The 18,217-nt window shown below is 49.6% G+C and carries 9 protein-coding genes; 3 read left to right on the top strand and 6 right to left on the bottom strand.

The features are described from left to right. Positions 1-8: 8 nt before the first annotated feature. The 5 genes from CWE21_RS08990 to CWE21_RS08970 form a co-directional block, all read right to left on the bottom strand. Complete coding sequence (locus tag CWE21_RS08990) at positions 9-2,249, bottom strand: ABC transporter permease subunit (protein ID WP_126834096.1); 2,241 nt, start codon at positions 2,247-2,249, stop codon at positions 9-11. A gap of 227 nt (positions 2,250-2,476) precedes the next feature. Continuing rightward, positions 2,477-3,448 (bottom strand): PstS family phosphate ABC transporter substrate-binding protein, encoded by a 972-nt coding sequence (locus CWE21_RS08985; RefSeq protein WP_126834095.1) that lies wholly within the window; start codon positions 3,446-3,448, stop codon positions 2,477-2,479. Positions 3,449-3,602: 154 nt separating this feature from the next. Further along, positions 3,603-4,907, bottom strand: coding sequence for a phosphate regulon sensor histidine kinase PhoR (gene phoR / locus CWE21_RS08980; protein ID WP_126834094.1), 1,305 nt, complete (start codon positions 4,905-4,907; stop codon positions 3,603-3,605). Positions 4,908-4,933: 26 nt separating this feature from the next. Next, the gene (gene phoB, locus CWE21_RS08975; RefSeq protein ID WP_126834093.1) at positions 4,934-5,620 is read right to left on the bottom strand and encodes a phosphate regulon transcriptional regulator PhoB; all 687 of its coding nucleotides are present in this window, start codon (positions 5,618-5,620) and stop codon (positions 4,934-4,936) included. An 85-nt stretch (positions 5,621-5,705) separates the two neighbouring features. Further along, positions 5,706-6,902, bottom strand: coding sequence for an endonuclease/exonuclease/phosphatase family protein (locus CWE21_RS08970; protein WP_126834092.1), 1,197 nt, complete (start codon positions 6,900-6,902; stop codon positions 5,706-5,708). Positions 6,903-7,121: 219 nt separating this feature from the next. Here CWE21_RS08970 and CWE21_RS08965 point away from each other — a divergent pair, with 219 nt between their 5' ends. The 3 genes from CWE21_RS08965 (at position 7,122) to CWE21_RS08955 (ending at position 14,197) form a co-directional block, all read left to right on the top strand. Further along, positions 7,122-10,373, top strand: a complete 3,252-nt coding sequence (locus CWE21_RS08965) for a TonB-dependent receptor (protein WP_126834091.1) — start codon at positions 7,122-7,124, stop codon at positions 10,371-10,373. Positions 10,374-10,491: 118 nt separating this feature from the next. Beyond that, the gene (tadA, locus tag CWE21_RS08960) at positions 10,492-10,980 is read left to right on the top strand and encodes a tRNA adenosine(34) deaminase TadA (protein ID WP_126834090.1); all 489 of its coding nucleotides are present in this window, start codon (positions 10,492-10,494) and stop codon (positions 10,978-10,980) included. Positions 10,981-11,083: 103 nt separating this feature from the next. Further along, on the top strand, positions 11,084-14,197 hold the full coding sequence (locus CWE21_RS08955; protein WP_198675093.1) for a TonB-dependent receptor: 3,114 nt from the start codon (positions 11,084-11,086) through the stop codon (positions 14,195-14,197). Between the two features lie 95 nt (positions 14,198-14,292). On the opposite strand, the gene purL is transcribed toward CWE21_RS08955, so the two are convergent. Continuing rightward, entirely contained in the window at positions 14,293-18,189 is a 3,897-nt protein-coding gene (gene purL / locus CWE21_RS08950) for a phosphoribosylformylglycinamidine synthase (protein ID WP_126834088.1), read from the bottom strand. Positions 18,190-18,217 lie beyond the last annotated feature (28 nt).

Raw genomic sequence — 18,217 nt, 5'->3', positions numbered from 1 at the left:
CCTCTCGCTTACATCGAGCTGTATTTATCGCGTAGACGTTGACGAACAAGTTCCGCCACCGTATTGAACGCGAAGGTGAAAACAAAGAGCACAAAGGCCGCCAAGAACAGAATGCGATAATGCGAGCTGCCAACTTCAGACTCTGGCATTTCAACGGCGATATTGGCCGACAAGGTGCGCATTCCTTCAAAGATATTCCAGTCCATAATAGGCGTGTTACCCGTCGCCATAAGCACGATCATGGTCTCACCAACGGCACGACCAAGCCCCATCATGACAGCCGAGAAAATCCCTGGACTCGCCGTTAACAAAACGACTTTGGTGAGCGTCTGCCACGTCGTTGCACCAAGTGCTAACGAGCCGTTCGATAAGTGCTTCGGTACACTAAATACGGCATCTTCGGCAATCGAGAAAATAGTTGGTATCACCGCAAAGCCCATGGCGATCCCCACTACCAACGAGTTACGCTGGTCGAAGGTAATACCAAGTTCGTTGGTGAGATACTGACGCACGTTGCCATCAAATAGAACGTTCTCGATCGCTGGTGACAGTTGAAACGAGAGCCAACCGACAAAAGCGACCAACGGTACTAGAACTAACGCAGCTCGACCGTCGGTGAGACGCGCCCGAATCACTTGCGGCAGCAAAGCGCTCGCCGCCGCAAATAACACGATGGCTAACGGCACCAACACGATTACCGCAATGATTCCTGGTAGATAGGACTCCACCAGCGGCGCCAGCCATAGCCCAGCCAAGAAACCAAGAATAACTGTCGGCAACGCCTCCATGATTTCTACGGTTGGTTTCACTACTTTGCGCACGCTTGGCGACATGAAGTAGGCAGTATAGACCGCGGCTGCGAGGCCAATCGGTACCGCAAACAACATAGCGTAGGCCGCTGCTTTAATGGTACCGAAAGAGATCGGGACTAAGCTAAACTTCGGTTCAAAGTCATCTGAACCCGAAGTCGACTGCCACACGTAATCTGGTTCCGGATAACCTTCATACCAGACTTCCTGCCACAAACCACTCCAAGTAACTTCTGGGTGTTCGTTGATCAGTTCGAACATATGCAACTGATTGCCTTCACGCATCAGTAAGGTATTTGCGCGAGGATCGATAACGAGTTGCTCGGCTTGATAAGCATCAGGGTGTCCACGGTACAACTCTGCTTCTGAGGTGGTGTGGAACACGCCTACTTCGCCGCTTTCGGCGATGGTGTAGAAGGTGCGGCGGTAATACTCAACAACGATCTCGGCAATCGCGCTGTCAGCCGCTTGGAAGTCACGAATGAACTGATAGCGGCGACCATCGTCACCGGCTACTTCAAACCATTGCGTGATTTTACCGTTGGCATGGCCAAACAACACCGAGCTCGCGCCCGCTAATAGGCTCATTGAGGTCACTTCGCCATAGCGTCGCGCATCCACATTAATCAACTGACGTTCTTTTATGGAACCCGTACGGGTCACATCATAAACCCAAAAACGATTGTTCTGCCGCACCATCACTTGGCGCAAATCAGGGGTAACCACCAGCTGGTCAACTGCGCCGTTAATCGGCAGCTCACTAACCTTTGATTCCATTTCCACTGCGCCACTTAAAAAGTTACGCTTGGCTTGCATAAAGTTTACCAGCACACGACCGTCGCTGGTTTGCGCTGCAAACAACTTCGACTCGCCATCATATTCATAAGCAAGCTTCACGATGTTTTGTTGCTGCGGATCAACCTGCAGTAATTCCCGATCTGAAAGTTCAACCTCGCGCGGCTCGACAAACATTTCACCGTCAATAAAACGACTGTTGAACTTGGGCTCCACAATTCGCACCGAACCACCGGGTACAGCATAGGCATAACGGTTGTTTTGCGGCTGCGTTTGCGTAAACGCAGTCGGCTGCTCCGCCGTCACTTTGGCCCGCAATAGTTCCTGACCAGGCTGCCAATCGGTACCTTTCTTTGCCTGCATTGCAAAATACACCAACTCACCTTCAGCGGTGAACTGGTAACCAATTTCCGATTGCTCTTCCATGCCCATGGCGACGACATTCTCCGCCGGCGTTTGGAAGCTGCGTTGGTGGTTGATTTCGACCCCACGGAAAATCGGTTCGATTACGTAAAGTAGGTAAAAGAAGATGAGCAACAATGCGACCAAGACCATCACCCCGCCGAAGCTTACGCCCCAGCGCGCCGCGCGGTCTTTAAAGAGTCGATAATTGCTGGCTCCCATTGAGGGTTTTGCTGCCGCCATCGTAACCTCGAGTGGTTGTGCAAGTTAGAAATTTCACTGCGCGCAGTATAGTCGAGAAGTATGACAGAATTGTTACAGCACCGTCATAAAACTGACATTTTCACGAAAACCGATGTTTGATGTTCGCTGTTTGCACGCTCGCTGCGCTCGCTCTTGGTTTAAACAAACAGCAAACAGCGAATAGCGAACAACGAAGAAAAACCCGGCGGGTGCCGGGTTTTTCGTTTTTAGTTGAGTCCGAGCTTTTCTAGTTCTTGCTCAACGACCATTTTCGGCAGCGGAATGTAACCGTCTTTATCGACAATCTCTTGTCCTTTTTTCGACAGTACCATTTTCAAGAACTCAGCAGTTGCTGGGTCAAGTGGCTTGTTTGGGTGCTTATTTACGTAAACGTACAAGAAGCGTGCAAGTGGGTACTTACCAGCCAATGCGCTTTCAGTTGTCGCATCCACATACTCACCGCCTTCTTCAACCGCGATAGGCACGGTTTTAACACCAGAGGTTAGGTAGCCGATACCTGAGTAACCGATAGCATTCAACGAGGTTGAAACAGACTGCACAACAGAAGCTGAACCTGGCTGTTCATTCACGTTCGCGCGGAAATCACCGTCACAAAGGGCGATCTCTTTGAAGTAACCGTAGGTGCCTGATACTGAGTTACGACCGTATAGCTGCAAGTCGCGGTTGCCCCAGCTGCCAGTTAGACCTAAATCGCCCCAACGCTGAACTTGTTCAGTAGCGCCACAAAGACGTGTGTTACTAAATACTGCGTCAACTTCAGCAATGGTCATGCCTTCAATTGGGTTGTCTTTGTGCACGAATACCGCCAAGGCATCGATTGCTACGCGAACAGGCGTCGGTTTGTAGCCATGACGTTTTTCAAAAGCTTCGATTTCTTTCGACTTCATACCACGGCTCATTGGGCCAAAGTTTGAAGTTCCTTCAGTAAGGGCCGGTGGCGCAGTTGATGAACCAGCCGCTTGAATCTGCATGTTCACGTTCGGGTAGAGGCGCTTAAACTCTTCTGCCCAGAAGGTCATCATGTTGGCCAAGGTGTCTGAACCAACAGAAGAAAGGTTGCCAGATAAACCGCTTACTTTCTCGTATTCAGGAAGGTTGTCGGTAGCTTTTTGCGCATGTGCTGAAGTGGCTACGAGGCCGGCTACGCTTAAAGCAAGAAGTACTGATTTAACTTTCATAATGACTCCAAGTGTCTGTGCTAAGGTCATGCCAAAAATAATGGGTTAAAAACTTAGCTTTGCTTAATCAACACTGGGAATTTTAGCAGGTCAATGTGACACTTTAATGACAACAGCTATTTATTTGTCATATTTCTGCCATTTTAGTGTCACGCTATGCGGGCGTAATCACCAGCTCTTCTGGAACTCGCACACTAAAGGTCGAACCACGTCCTACTACGGAGTCGATGGTAAGTTTGCAATGATGATGCTCAACGGCCTGCTTAACGATAGCTAAGCCAAGTCCTGAGCCGCCTTTGCTACTATTGCGATCTTTATCGATGCGGTAAAAGCGTTCGGTCAACAACGGAATATGCTCGGCCGGAATGCCCGGGCCATTATCGGTGACGCTAAATTCCATTTGTTTACCAACAGAGCGCCAGCGCACGGTAATCGTGCCCTTTGGCTGAGTATAATGAATGGCGTTAGTAATGAGGTTGGCGAACACACTGCGTAACTCATCTTCGCGCCCATACATTGTCTGGTCAGCAATCTCAAATCGTAAGTCATGCTGTTTTGCTTGATTGAGTTGCTCGGCATCTTGTTGGATACGACGAAGCAGTTCCGGAACATTAACGGCGCGCTCAAAAATATCCCCGCGGGCTGAGTCAATGCGTGACAACGATAACAGTTGGTCGACCAAATTACGCATCCGTGTCGACTGCCCATTCATATCCTTCACCGCTTTTTGTAGCAGCGCAGGAGGCATCGCACTGACATCATCGTCGAGCATTTCGAGGTAGCCTTGAATAACCGTCAACGGTGTTTTCAATTCATGAGATACGTTGGCAACAAAGTCTTTGCGCATTTGCTCGAGCCGGCGCAGCTGAGTCACATCACGCGCCATCAGCAAGTATTGATCCTCGCTGTAAGGCATGACGCGAATTTCTAACTCGATATCTTCGCGCACCGGCGACGGCAAATAAATTTCTTGGCTAAAGTCACCCTTTTGCAAGTACGCAATAAACTCTGGGTAACGGATCAGGTTTGACAACCGAATGCCCGTGTCCGCAGGCCACTTTAAGCCAAAATAAAACTGTCCAAGCTTGTTACACCAAATCAGCCCACCGTCCTTACGAAACACAATTGCCGCATCAGGAATAGCTTCTGAGGCCTCACGGAAGCGACGCAAGATACGCGCAAGCGCACGACGACGTTGTTGGCTGCGACGCTGCGTACGGTAGATTCCGTCGTAGATATAGCTCCAGCTACCCGGAGCACTCGGCGGCAACATGGTGCGACGGTGCCACAACCAATCGACAAGCTTGTATTGATAGAAGTAATGCCACGCGAGAATGCCGAGTAAGCCGATACTCAACACTTGCCAGAAATAGCCAAATAGCCAGCCGATTACGGCAAGAGGGGCGACATACCAAAGGAAGCCGCGCAGAATAAATACGGCGGAGAATCGTTTATCCATGTCGCACTACCCTACGCTGCAACAATTTATCTTGGTGAGAAGCGATAGCCGACACCACGCACCGTCTGCACCAAGCGATCATGGCCGTGCATTTCGATGGCTTTGCGTAATCGGCGAATATGGACATCCACGGTACGGTCTTCAACGTAGACATTCGTGCCCCAAACGTTATCGAGGAGTTGCTCTCGACTATACACGCGATCTGGGTGTGTCATAAAGAAATGAAGTAATTTAAATTCAGTTGGCCCCATATCGAGGCGGTCATTGTAGGCGCTCACTCGATGCGAAATGGGATCAAGCTTGAGTCCTTCGATTTCCAATGGTTCATCTAGCGCTGTAGGCGAGACTCGGCGGAACACTGCGCGCATCCGCGCCATCAGTTCTTTTGGCGAAAACGGTTTGGTAATGTAATCGTCAGCGCCGACCTCAAGACCACGGATTTTATCTTCTTCCTCACCACGCGCGGTGAGCATAATAATTGGAATACCACGCGTAAAATCATCGCTCTTGAGCTTCTTCGCCAACTGGATGCCCGAACCTCCTGGTAACATCCAGTCGAGCAGAATCATATCAGGGAAAGGCTCGACAATTTTCTCTAGGGCTACTTGATAATCGTTGGCTTCCACTGCTTGGTAGCCATGCTGCTCCATGACAAAGCTAAGCATTTCGCGAATCGGAGCTTCGTCTTCAACAATCAAAATTTTTCGTGACATCGTGCTTCACCTAGTCGTTTTTAAGCACCGCCATTATTACGACACAATATGACAGTTTTATGAATCTACGACATATTTGTGAAAATTACTGCAATTGAATGTCAATCCATACTAAACGATGGTCCGAAGAGCGTTCTCGCTTGCTGACTAAATCTGCTTTAGGTTCACCTTGGGCCGGCCAAAACACTCCGCCATCGATGATCCGAATACCAAACGTTGATGGCAGCACATAGTCAGCGCGTTTACGCCAACCTGCAGTATGTTGACCCGCCAGCGGGTTATCTGGTGTGTGAGCCTGACCACCAGCACTTTTAGGGAGAAACTCACCTTGTATTTTGGTGTTTTCTAACAACTGTTCAATGGTTCCTGGGACGTTATCATCGCTCTCTATCGAAGCATTCAAATCACCTGCGATGACAAATCGTTGTTGTGAGTCGAGTCCCCCTCGCCGTCCTTGATCGTCATAGATGTAGTCGGTGTCGAGGTCACTTACATATTCCTGCCAAAAACGTATTTCGTCATGGTTACGCCGCCCATTGCGGTTCTCTCCACCATCAAATACCGGTGGTGTCGGATGGCTGACCAGCATATGCAATGGGTAGCCTTTGACATCGAGCAGCACGTCCCAATGAGATTTTGAGCTAAGCGGCATTTGTGACCACGCATCGGCGCTGTACCAAGGTTCGTGAGAATTTGGCACCAACGGCTGTAAGGCACCGGGTAAGTCACGCCATTTGAAAAACTGAAAGGTTCGCGTCGCTGTTTGGTCTATCGGATACTTAGACAACACAGCCATGCCATATTGCCCAGGATAATTTCCGTACCCCCAAGCGTCATCTGCAACGCCACTCTCTTTGCCATCGCGATTGAGGTCAAACGGACTGGCCCGCCCTGTATTGACCGGTGCAATGAAGCTGTACGGATATTCAATCGGTGCTTCGCCATTTTGGCTGACCGCCAAAAAGTCGCGGCGAAAACTCTCCAATACTTGCGCTTCGGGTAAGTAATCAAATTCATTCAGAACGATCACATCCGGCCGCACATGTTGAATGATTTCTGCGATGGCACGAATTTGTGGATGCTGATCCGCAAGTGCTTGTGGCAAGGCTTGCGCGCCGGTGGTTTGCCATTGCTCAGAAGGTATGTAGTTCGACGCGTCCATACTCACATTGAAAGTTGCCACACGAAGTGTCACCGGCGGTTGTAAATTTTTTTTCGGCACATCACACCCATTTAAGAAAAAAGTGAACAAAGCTACAACACCGAACAGAATAGGCTTCATAGACATTCCTGCAACATTTGAAGAGCGAATAGGACAGTTTTTTATCATATTAGTTCGACTTTATCGGTGCAATTGCCAGCAAAATTGATTAAAATACTGTCACATTTTTGACACAACCAAGTGTTATAAAAGCGTAGAATTAATTCACAAGGCTCAACATCAAGCGGTATTGCCTTTCTAAGATTTTTTTTTAAACCACAACCCAGGAAATTAAGAAAGATGAGTACATCTCTGCGATTTTCGCGCACCGCAAGTGCCGTCGCAATTGCCTTAGGCTTTGCCTCAGCAACAGCGGTAGCACAAGACACCTCAGCTTCTATGCGAGGCGAAATTCTTGGACCCCAAGGTAGTGGCGCAGCCAATACCACGGTTGTTATTGAACACATGCCTTCAGGTAGCCGTACTGAAGTAAATACCGATAACAACGGTAGCTTCATTGCCAGCGGTTTACGTGTTGGCGGTCCTTACCGCATCACTATCGATTCAGACGTGTATCAAGACGCTCAATACTCAGAAGTGTTCTTGAAACTTGGCGAAACCTTCCGCCTTAATGCACAACTTGAATCAGCTAATGTTGAGCGCATCAGTGTGACTGGTCAAGCGATCAACTACGCACAATTGAATAATGGCTCAAGCAGCTCATTCGGCGAAGAGCAAATCGAATCACTGCCTACTTATAGCCGTGACTTGAAAGAAATCGTACGTTTGAACCCACTTGCGACTCAGTTGGGCGACGGCGACCAGTTGGTTGTTGCAGGTAACAACCCGAAATACAACTCTATTACTGTTGATGGTATCAACCAGAATGATGATTTTGGTTTGAACAACAACGGATACCCAACCCAAGGTTCACCGATTTCAATCGACGCGATTGAGCAGATCACTGTTGACGTAGCGCCTTTCAATGCGAAAGACACTAACTTCACTGGTGCGAAAGTGAACGCGGTAACCAAATCAGGTACCAACGAACTTGAAGGTTCATTCTTCTATCAGTACACCAGCGACAGCCTCGCCGGCGACGCTGAAGCTTCAAAGTACGACGAAGATGCTTTGCCGCCGAATGTTGACTACGAAGAGAAGACTTTAGGTTTTGGTCTTGGTGGTCCAATCATCAAAGACAAATTGTTCTTCTACGTGAACTATGAGACCCAAGATGAGAGCAACGCGCCTTATCGTGGTCCTATCGGTTCTGACGCAGCAAACATTGCGAACATCACTACCGAAGAGCTTAACGAAGTATTGGCAATTGCGCGCGAAGTCTATGGCTTAAGCGACAGCCAACTCGGTGGCTGGGACATTCCAGCAGACGAAGAAGACAATAAACTTCTCGTTAAACTTGACTGGAACATCAGCAACGAACACCGTGCTGCGTTTACTTATCAGCGCACCGACGGCAACTCGATTCGTAACCAATACGGCGGCGACGGTACGTTGACGTTGTCTTCAAGCTGGTACAACAACGAGCAAATTCTTGATGCTTACGCAGTGCAAGTTTACTCAAACTGGAGCTCAAACTTCTCGAGCGACATCAAGCTTTCGCACAAGAACGTTGAAGCGATTCAAGATCCTTTGAACGGTCGTACCATGGGTATGGTTACCGTTGAAGTGGGTGGCCGTAACGCCATTGAATTTGGTCCTGACTATTCACGCCACGCGAACGAAGGTGAAAACACCACCATCGAATTCCAAGCGAACGGTGAATACCTGATCGGCGACCACGCGATTGGCTTTGGTTATGCTTTCTCAGAAACCGATATCTACAACTTGTTCGTACAGAACGCTTTAGGTTCATGGGAATTCGATAGCATCGAAGACTTCCGTAACCGTGAAGCAGGCGCATTCTACTATTCAGGTAGTTTGACTGGCGACATCAACGATGCCGCTGCGAACTTCACTCAAGGCCAGCAAGCTGTTTATATCCAAGATACGTGGCAGCCAACTTGGGACCTAGAGCTAATGTTCGGTGTGCGTTACGAGCGTATGCACGCTGAAGACAAGCCGATGTACAACCCGAACTTTGCTGCACGTTACGGCTTTGCAAACACTGAAAACCTCAACGGTAAAGACTTGATCTTGCCACGTGTAGGTTTCAAGTATCAGTTGACTGACGACGTTCAATTGCGTGGTGGCTTCGGTCGCTATGCCGGTGGTCGTCCTAATGTTTGGGTATCAAACTCATACACTAACAATGGCTTGACCTTCTCTCAGTTTGACCGTTTCTTGTCAGACGTGCCATGGTCAGTCTTCTTCGACAATGTCGACCCAACTGAAGTACCACAAGCTGTTAAAGACGGTTTGATTGCTGACGGTTATGTGAATGCTATTGACCCGGACTTTGACTTGCCTTCAGACTGGCGTGGTAGCTTCGGGGTTGATTTCAACAGTTTCAGCATCCCAGCACTTGGTGATGACTGGTTCGCAAGTGTTGAATACATCTACACCCGTCGTAAAGATGACGTGCAGTGGAAAGACTTAACTCGTGTACCGCTGTTAGACGAAAATGGCCAACCACGTCGCACCGTCGACGGCGGTCGTATCATTTATGTAGTTGACGATCCGCTTGACGACCACACTCCAGGCAGTGTTGGCGATCACGGTAACGTACAGCGTTATGACTTGTTGCTTACCAACGGCGACGGTGGTAAGAGCCAAATCTTTACCACAACCCTTGGTAAAGCATGGGACAACGGTCTAAGCATGCGTGCAAGCTACACCAACCAAGACATCCAAGAAGCGGTTGCAGGTAGCTCGAGTACTGCTATCTCTAACTACCGTTTCCCGGTTGCTATCGACCGTCAAAACGTTCGTCCAGGCACTGCGTCTTACCAAGTTGAGCACCGCTTCATGGCGGACGTAACCTACAAGACTGAAATCTTTAATGGTTACACCTCAACCTTCGGTCTCTTCTGGGAACGTTACTCAGGTCGTCCTTGGGGCTATGTGTATGACAGCTACGGTGACGTAAGCTTTGGTAACCAGCCGTTCGGTACCTTGGGTCAATCGTCAGTTTACCTGCCGTACATCCCAACCGGTGCTGATGATCCAGCAGTTGCCTACGAAGATGGCTTTGGTTACGACCAGTTCATGGAATACCTCGAGCGCGCAGGTCTTTCTGGTTATGCTGGCGAATACTTGCCACGTAACACTGAGCGCGGTCCTTGGACCACCAACTTGGACTTCAAATTTACCCAAGAACTTCCAGGGTTTGCTGAAGGCCACAAAGGTGAGTTGTATATCAACGTGCGTAACTTGATTGCTATCTTCGATAAAGATGCAGGACAGAAACACGTGTTGCCATACGGCGACAACGTGCGTGAGTTGGTAAGTGCTTATATCAACGACGACGGCCAATATGTTTACGGTACCCCGTACAACAATCGTGCCTTCGACTTGGTAACTCAAGCACCTACGCGTTACTTGCCAGAGCGTTCAACGTGGCAGGCTAAGATCGGTATCCGTTACCGCTTCTAAGCGCGTTGCTAACATCTAAAGTGTAAAAAAGTACAGAAATGTACAAAAAGCCCTCGCAATTGCGGGGGCTTTTTTTTAGAATGCGCGCCATATTGCTTTCTTACTTCAGAGATCGCTAATGGACCACGAACGTTACATGCGTCGCGCCCTTGAACTGGCACAACAAGCCGAAGCTATCGGTGAAGTGCCTGTCGGCGCCGTTGTGGTCGCCAATGACACCATTATCGGCGAAGGCTATAACGAAGTTATCCGTCTTAGCGATCCCTCGGCACATGCCGAAGCCCAAGCCATTCGTGCCGCTGGGCAACATCTCAAAAATTATCGTCTCGTTGACACGACTTTATATGTTTCTTTAGAGCCCTGCGCCATGTGCGCGGGGCTTATTACACATGCGCGCATCAAAACCTTAGTCTTCGCTGCACCAGATCCGCGTACCGGCGCTACCGGCAGCGCCATCGACGTGCTTAATCACGCCACCATGAACCATAAAGTTGAGGTGGTCGGTGGGGTCCTTGAACACGAATCAGCAGCGATTTTGCAGAATTTCTTCCGTAAAAAGCGTGAACAGGCAAAGAACAAGAAACGTGAAGAAAATAGTGTGCATTGATCAATTTTTGGCTACTATTTCATCAAACTGTCATAGAAGTCGCATAGGATTTGTCACCCAATAAAGACAATTTGTTCTAACCACAACCCAGGAAAGCAACATCATGTTGAATAATAAACCTAGTCGTATTGCTGCCGCAGTCGCACTTGCCATTGGCTTGTCCGCAACTGCTACGGCACAAGAGACCTCATCTAGTATCCGTGGCGTCGTAACCAACGAAAGCACCGGGCAAACCATCGCTAATGCAAGCGTGACTTTACGTGATGAACGTACCGGCACCAGCACTACGTTGTCAGCAAACGCCAATGGTCTGTTCTCAGCTCGTGGTCTTGCAGTTGGTGGTCCTTACACTTTAACCGTTACCGACAACATGGGTAATACCGAAGTTGTTGAAAACGTCTACCTAACTCTTGGTGAAACTGAAAACTTAAGTGTGCAAATCGCGCAACAAAGCGTTGAGCGTATTGAGGTTTCTGGCCGTCGCTTAACCATGACTTCTGGTTCAAGCAGCCCAGCATCTAACTTCAGCTTGAATGACTTACAAGAGCAACCTGCTGCGAATCGTGATATCAAAGACGTGGTACAAATTGACCCACGTATCTATATCAACGAAACCAACGCACGTGACATTCAGTGTGGCGGTGCCAACCCACGTTTCAATAGCTTGACCGTTGATGGTGTGCGCACCAACGATAACTTCGGTTTGAACTCAAGTGGTTACCCTACTGAGCGCATGCCGTTCTCTTACGATGCCATCGAGCAGGTTGCCGTAGAATTAGCACCGTTTGATGTTCAGTACGGCGGCTTCACCGCATGTAACATCAACGCTGTTACCAAATCAGGTGAAAACGAATTCTTCGGTAGCGTCTTCTTTGACTACACCAACGACTCTTTGACCGGTGACAAACTCGAAGGTGAGCCAGTAAATATTGGTGCCTTTAACGAGAAACGTTACGGCTTCAATGGCGGTGGCGCACTGATTAAAGACAAACTTTTCGCATTTGTTGCTTACGAAAAGCTTGAAGGTTCTGACACTTTCGACCGTGGTCCTGAAGATGCCAACGTTGCAACTCCAGTGCTTGGCGTAACGCAAGCAGATCTTGACCGTATCGCTGGTATCGCGCGTGACGTTTACGGCTTTGAGCCAGGTTCATTCCCATCAAGCTTGCCGGTTGAAGATGAAAAATTCTTGGCAAAAATTGACTGGTACATCAACCAAGACCACCGTGCACAGTTCACTTACAACTACAACGATGGCTACTCAATCGCAGAATCAGACGGCGATGACAACGAGCTAGAATTCTCAAACCACTTCTACTCACGTGGTGCAGAGTTCAACTCATACGTTGCGCAGTTGTACTCTGACTGGACTTACAACTTCTCAACTGAGCTCCGTGCTGGTTACTCAGAGTTAGAGAACGCGGTTGTACCTTTAGGTGGAACTGAAATCGGTGAAGTGCAAATCCGTCACAACGGTAACACCATTTACCTCGGCGCTGATGACTCACGTCACTCGAACAAGCTTGCTTATGACACTATGTTCTACAAGCTTTCAGGTACTTACTTGTACAACGATCATACCTTCACTTTCGGTTACGAATATGAAAGTTATGACGTGTTCAACCTGTTCATTCAGGAGTCACAAGGTGAGCACCGCTTTAGCTCAATTGACGACTTCGAAAATGGTATAGTTAACCGCATCATTTATGAAAATGCTGCAGGTACCAACAACCCTGACGATGGCGCGGGTCAATTCAAGTACGCAGTTAACACGCTTTATGCGCAAGACGAGTACTACTTTATTGATCACGACCTAACCCTTACTTTAGGTCTTCGTTATGACTGGTACACCACCAGCGATGCACCAACCCTAAACCAAGCTTTCCAAGACACCTATGGTTTCGCTAACACTGCGACCCTAGATGGCGAAGGTTTGATTCAACCACGTGTTGGTATGAACTGGGTTGTGAATGACCAATTAGAAGTACGTGGTGGTTTCGGTCTGTACTCAGGTGGTAACCCGAACGTTTGGTTGTCTAACAACTACTCAAACAACGGTGTGAGCTTGTATGAAGCTAACCGTTTCGGCGTCAACTTGTTTGACCTTGACTACGGTACTGGTAGCCCAATCATCGACATCCCATTGGAAATGATCGACGAAGTTGCCGAAGCAGCAGGCCGTGGCCCAGTGAACGCACTTGACCCGAACTTCGAAATTCCAAACGAATGGAAGTTCGCATTGGGTGCAACCTATGTGACTGAAAACGACTACGTTTTGATGGCTGACTTCTTGCACACTCGCAAGCAAGACGCGGCAATCATTAAAGACCTTCGTGCGGTTCAATCTGGTACAGCTCCAGACGGTCGTCCAATCTACTCACGTAGCGGTTCAGATGCCTTCTTGTTAACCAACGTTGATGGCGACGCTGGCGACCAAACGAGCATCAGCTTCGCAATTTCAAAAGAGCACGATTGGGGCTTCGATTGGTCACTTGCTTACGCATGGAACAAAGCTGAAGACGTCAACCCAATGACCAGCTCTGTTGCGTATTCAAACTACACCAGCGTTGCAACTGCTGATGCTGAAAACCCTGGCATCGCTACGTCGAACTATGAAATCCCACACCGCTTCACTTTCCGTGGTACTTACACCACTGAATGGTTAAACGGATACGATACTAAGTTCAGCGTATTCGGTTCTGCGAACAAAGGTCGTCCATACAGCTACACCATGAACGCAGCGGTAGGTGATATCACCAGCGGTCGCTCGTTACTCTACGTGCCAGACGGTATGAACGACAGCAACGTAGTTTGGGGCGATGACCTAACTGAAGCGCAAATCCAAGAGTTCTTGGCGTTTATCGATAACCACGGTTTGAGCCAATACGCGGGCGGTATCGCTCCTCGTAACGAGTTCAACAGCGACTGGTGGCACAAGGTTGACCTGAAAGTAGAGCAAGAATTGCCAGGCTTTATGGAAGGTCATAAATCTAGCATTTACTTTGTTGTCGATAACTTCACTAACATGCTGAACGACGACTGGGGTGTCTTGTACGAAGCAAGCTTCCCACGCGCAGTAAACGTTGCTGAAGTTGATATCAACGACCAAAACCAGTGGGTATTCGAAGAGATCAACCCACGCATCAACTCTGTTCAAGGCCGTGCTGGCTCTCCATCACTCTGGAGCGTTCGCTTAGGCTTCCAGTACGACTTCTAAGTCTGACGGACGAGCACAAAAAACCCGGCTTTCGAGCCGGGTTTTTTATTGCCTGTATTAACAGGTAGTACAGGTCTTATAGGTCGTTAAAAGGCTTAACCTAAATAGACGCGCGCGTTACGGAACATGCGCATCCATGGGCTATCCTCGCTCCAATCATCTGGATGCCAGCTGTTGGCTACCGTACGGAATACGCGCTCCGGGTGTGGCATCATAATGGATACGCGGCCATCTGGCGTAGTTAAGCCGGTTATCCCCTCAGGTGAGCCATTCGGGTTCGCAGGATACTGACTAGCGATACTGCCATCGTTGTTGATGTAGCGCATTGCCACCAAGCCTTTCGCTGTTACTTCGGCAAGGTTATTACCTTTGAACTCGGCGCGTCCCTCACCATGCGAAACCGCGATTGGCATTTTTGAGCCCGCCATTTCTTTAAAGAATAGCGATGGGCTGTCCTGTACTTCAACCATGCTAAAGCGCGCTTCAAAACGTTCAGAACGGTTGGTTACGAAATGCGGCCATGCTTCAGCGCCAGGAATCAAGTCGCGTAGGTTCGACAGCATCTGACAGCCGTTACAGACGCCTAGCGCGAAGGTCTTCTCACGCTCAAAGAAGGCTGCGAATTGGTCGCGTGCACGGCTATTGAACAAGATCGATTTAGCCCAACCTTCACCGGCACCTAAAACGTCACCGTAGGAGAAACCACCACAAGCCACGAGGCCATTGAATTTCTCAAGGTTTACGCGACCACTTAAGATGTCGCTCATGTGCACATCGATAGCGGCAAAGCCCGCGCGGTCAAAGGCAGCAGCCATTTCCACGTGCGAGTTCACCCCTTGCTCACGCAAAATAGCAACCACTGGATCGCGACCCGTATTGATATAAGGGGCCGCGATATCTTCGCTGCTATCGAAACTTAAATCAGCAAACAAACCGCTGTCGTTGGTATTTTGCTTCGCCGCAAATTCTTCATCGGCACAGGCAGGGTTATCACGCAAGCGCTGCATTTGATGTGTCGTTTCCGCCCAAATTGAGCGATAGTGACTGCGCGCGTGCTCAAGCACCACTTGGCCATCGCGGGTAAACTGTACGACGTCTTCGTCGGTGACCTCACCAATCACGTTTACGACATCTGCAAGGCCTGCCTCAGCGTAGACCGCCTGCACTTTATCAACGTCTTCGCTACGTACTTGAATCACCGCACCGAGCTCTTCGTTAAAGAGCGCAGCAAGGTCATGCTCATGCATGCCGTCAAGGCGCACATGCACACCACAGTGACCGGCAAAGGCCATCTCTGCGACTGTAACGAATAAACCGCCATCCGAGCGGTCATGGTAGGCCAGTAATTTCTTCTCACGGATCAGTTTTTGCGTCGCATTAAAGAAGCCTGCGAGCAGCTCAGCGTCGTCCACCGTAGGAGCATTTTTGCCTAATTGACGATAAACCTGAGCCAATGCCGAACCGCCTAAGCGCGCTTTACCGGCCCCTAAGTCAATCAGGAGTAACTTGCTTGCACCTTTATCGGTGCGTAGCTGTGGAGTAAGCGTACGGCGTACATCGCGGACGCGACCGAATGCGGTAATGACCAAGCTTAATGGCGCAGTAACGGCTTTATCTTCACCATTTTGCTGCCATTGGGTCTTCATCGACATGGAGTCTTTACCCACCGGAATGGTCAGACCTAGCGCTGGACATAGTTCTTCGCCCACGGCTTTTACCGCTTCATACAAGCCCGCATCTTCGCCAGGGTGCCCTGCCGCGGCCATCCAGTTGGCAGATAGTTTGATATGTTTCAAATCGCCAATATCTGCAGCGGCAATATTGGTCAACGCTTCACCCACCGCCATTTTTGCCGAGGCAGCAAAATCTAATAGCGCTAATGGGGTACGTTCACCCATCGCCATTGCTTCACCCGCATAGCTATCATAACTTGCGGCGGTCACCGCCACGTCAGCCACTGGGATTTGCCATGGCCCCACCATTTGGTCACGCGCAACGAGGCCGGTAACCGAGCGGTCACCGATGGTAATCAAGAAGGTCTTTTCCGCAATCGCAGGTAAGCGCAATAGACGCTCGGCAGCCTCATCCAAGCGGATCTCTTGGCTTGCCAGTTCGCTGCCCTCGGCACGCTTCGACTGCACATCGCGGTGCATTTTCGGTGGCTTGCCGAGTAACACCTCAAGAGGCAAATCAATCGGGGTATTGTCGAAATGCGAATCCGTCAGTGTAAGGTGTTCTTCTTCCGTCGCTTCACCGATAACTGCATAAGGTGCGCGTTCACGCTCACAAATCGCCGCAAAGGTGTCCATGTGTTCAGCAGCGATAGCTAACACATAGCGCTCTTGTGATTCGTTACACCAAATCGCCAATGGCGACATGCCAGGTTCATCGTTCGGCACTTTGCGTAACTCAAAGTTACCACCGCGACCGCCATCGCTCACGAGCTCTGGCATCGCGTTCGAAAGGCCACCCGCCCCGACGTCGTGAATGAAGGCAATAGGATTCTTTTCACCAAGTTGCCAACAACGGTCAATAACTTCTTGGCAGCGACGCTCCATCTCTGGGTTATCACGCTGCACCGAGGCAAAATCTAAGTCTTCGCTCGAGGTACCTGAGGTCATAGACGATGCCGCACCGCCACCAAGGCCGATGTTCATCGCTGGACCACCCAGCACAACAAGCTTCGCGCCAACAGGGATCTCACCTTTCTCGACATGGTTCTCGCGAATATTCCCCATACCGCCGGCGATCATGATCGGCTTATGATAGCCGCGCACTTCTTCGCCATTGTGACTGCTTACTTTTTCTTCGAAGGTACGGAAGTAACCCGTCAGTGCCGGACGACCAAATTCGTTATTAAAGGCTGCGCCACCTAGCGGGCCATCAAGCATGATTTCAAGCGCTGTAACAATCCGATCGGGCTTGCCAAAGTCTTCTTCCCACGGCTGTTCAAAGCCAGGAATGCGCAAGTTGGAAACGCTAAAACCAACCAAACCAGCTTTCGGCTTCGCACCACGGCCGGTTGCGCCTTCGTCACGAATTTCACCACCTGAGCCGGTTGCGGCGCCAGGGAATGGCGAAATCGCTGTCGGATGGTTGTGTGTTTCGACCTTCATCAAAATGTGTACTGGCTCGTGGAAATAGCTATATTCGCCGGCTGCTGCAGTGCCCGCTGGATAAGGATAGAAGCGCCCCGCTTCTGAACCTACCATCACTGCGGCATTATCTTTATAGGCCGAAAGCACATGGTCCGGGGTTGCTTCGAAGGTGTTCTTGATCATTTTGAACAGCGACTTCAGCTGTTCTTTGCCATCGATGGTCCAATCCGCGTTAAAGATCTTATGGCGACAGTGTTCAGAGTTTGCTTGCGCAAACATGTAGAGCTCAATGTCATTTGGATTGCGACCCAATGCATTGAAGTTCTCGAAAAGGTAATCGATTTCATCGTCCGCAAGCGCAAGACCCATTTCGATATTCGCTCGCTGTAATGCTTCGCGGCCACCAGCAAGAATATCGACCGAGGCCAGCGGAGCCGGTTCTGCAGCGGCAAACAATGTTTGCGCATCTTGTAGGCTATGCATGACTGTTTCCGTCATTCGGTCATGTAAAAGCGCTTGTGCAGTCGCAAACTGCTCTTCACTCAATTCACCTTCAAGATAATAAGCAATGCCGCGCTCAATACGACGAATCTGCTGCAAACCACAATTATGGGCGATATCGGTGGCTTTCGATGACCACGGCGAAATTGTTCCTTGGCGTGGCGTCACTACCAGCAAGCGCCCTTCTGGTAGATGCTGCGCTAATGCAGGGCCGTACGTGAGTAGCTTTTTCAAGACATGCTGGTCCGCTTCATCCAATGCACTTTTTACATCTACAAAGTGCATGTATTCAGCATAGATGTCTTGCACCGGCACATCGGCTTGTTGCAGACGTTGCAATAACTTTTCCGTTCGGAATTCAGATAGGGCTGGGGCGCCGCGTACTATCTCCACAGATCATTCTCCAGATTGGCATTGGATG

This window comes from Pseudidiomarina aquimaris (assembly GCF_003987395.1).
Taxonomy (GTDB): domain Bacteria; phylum Pseudomonadota; class Gammaproteobacteria; order Enterobacterales; family Alteromonadaceae; genus Pseudidiomarina; species Pseudidiomarina aquimaris.
Note: the sequence above shows the minus strand (reverse complement) of the source record. Positions and strands in the feature narration are given on the sequence as shown.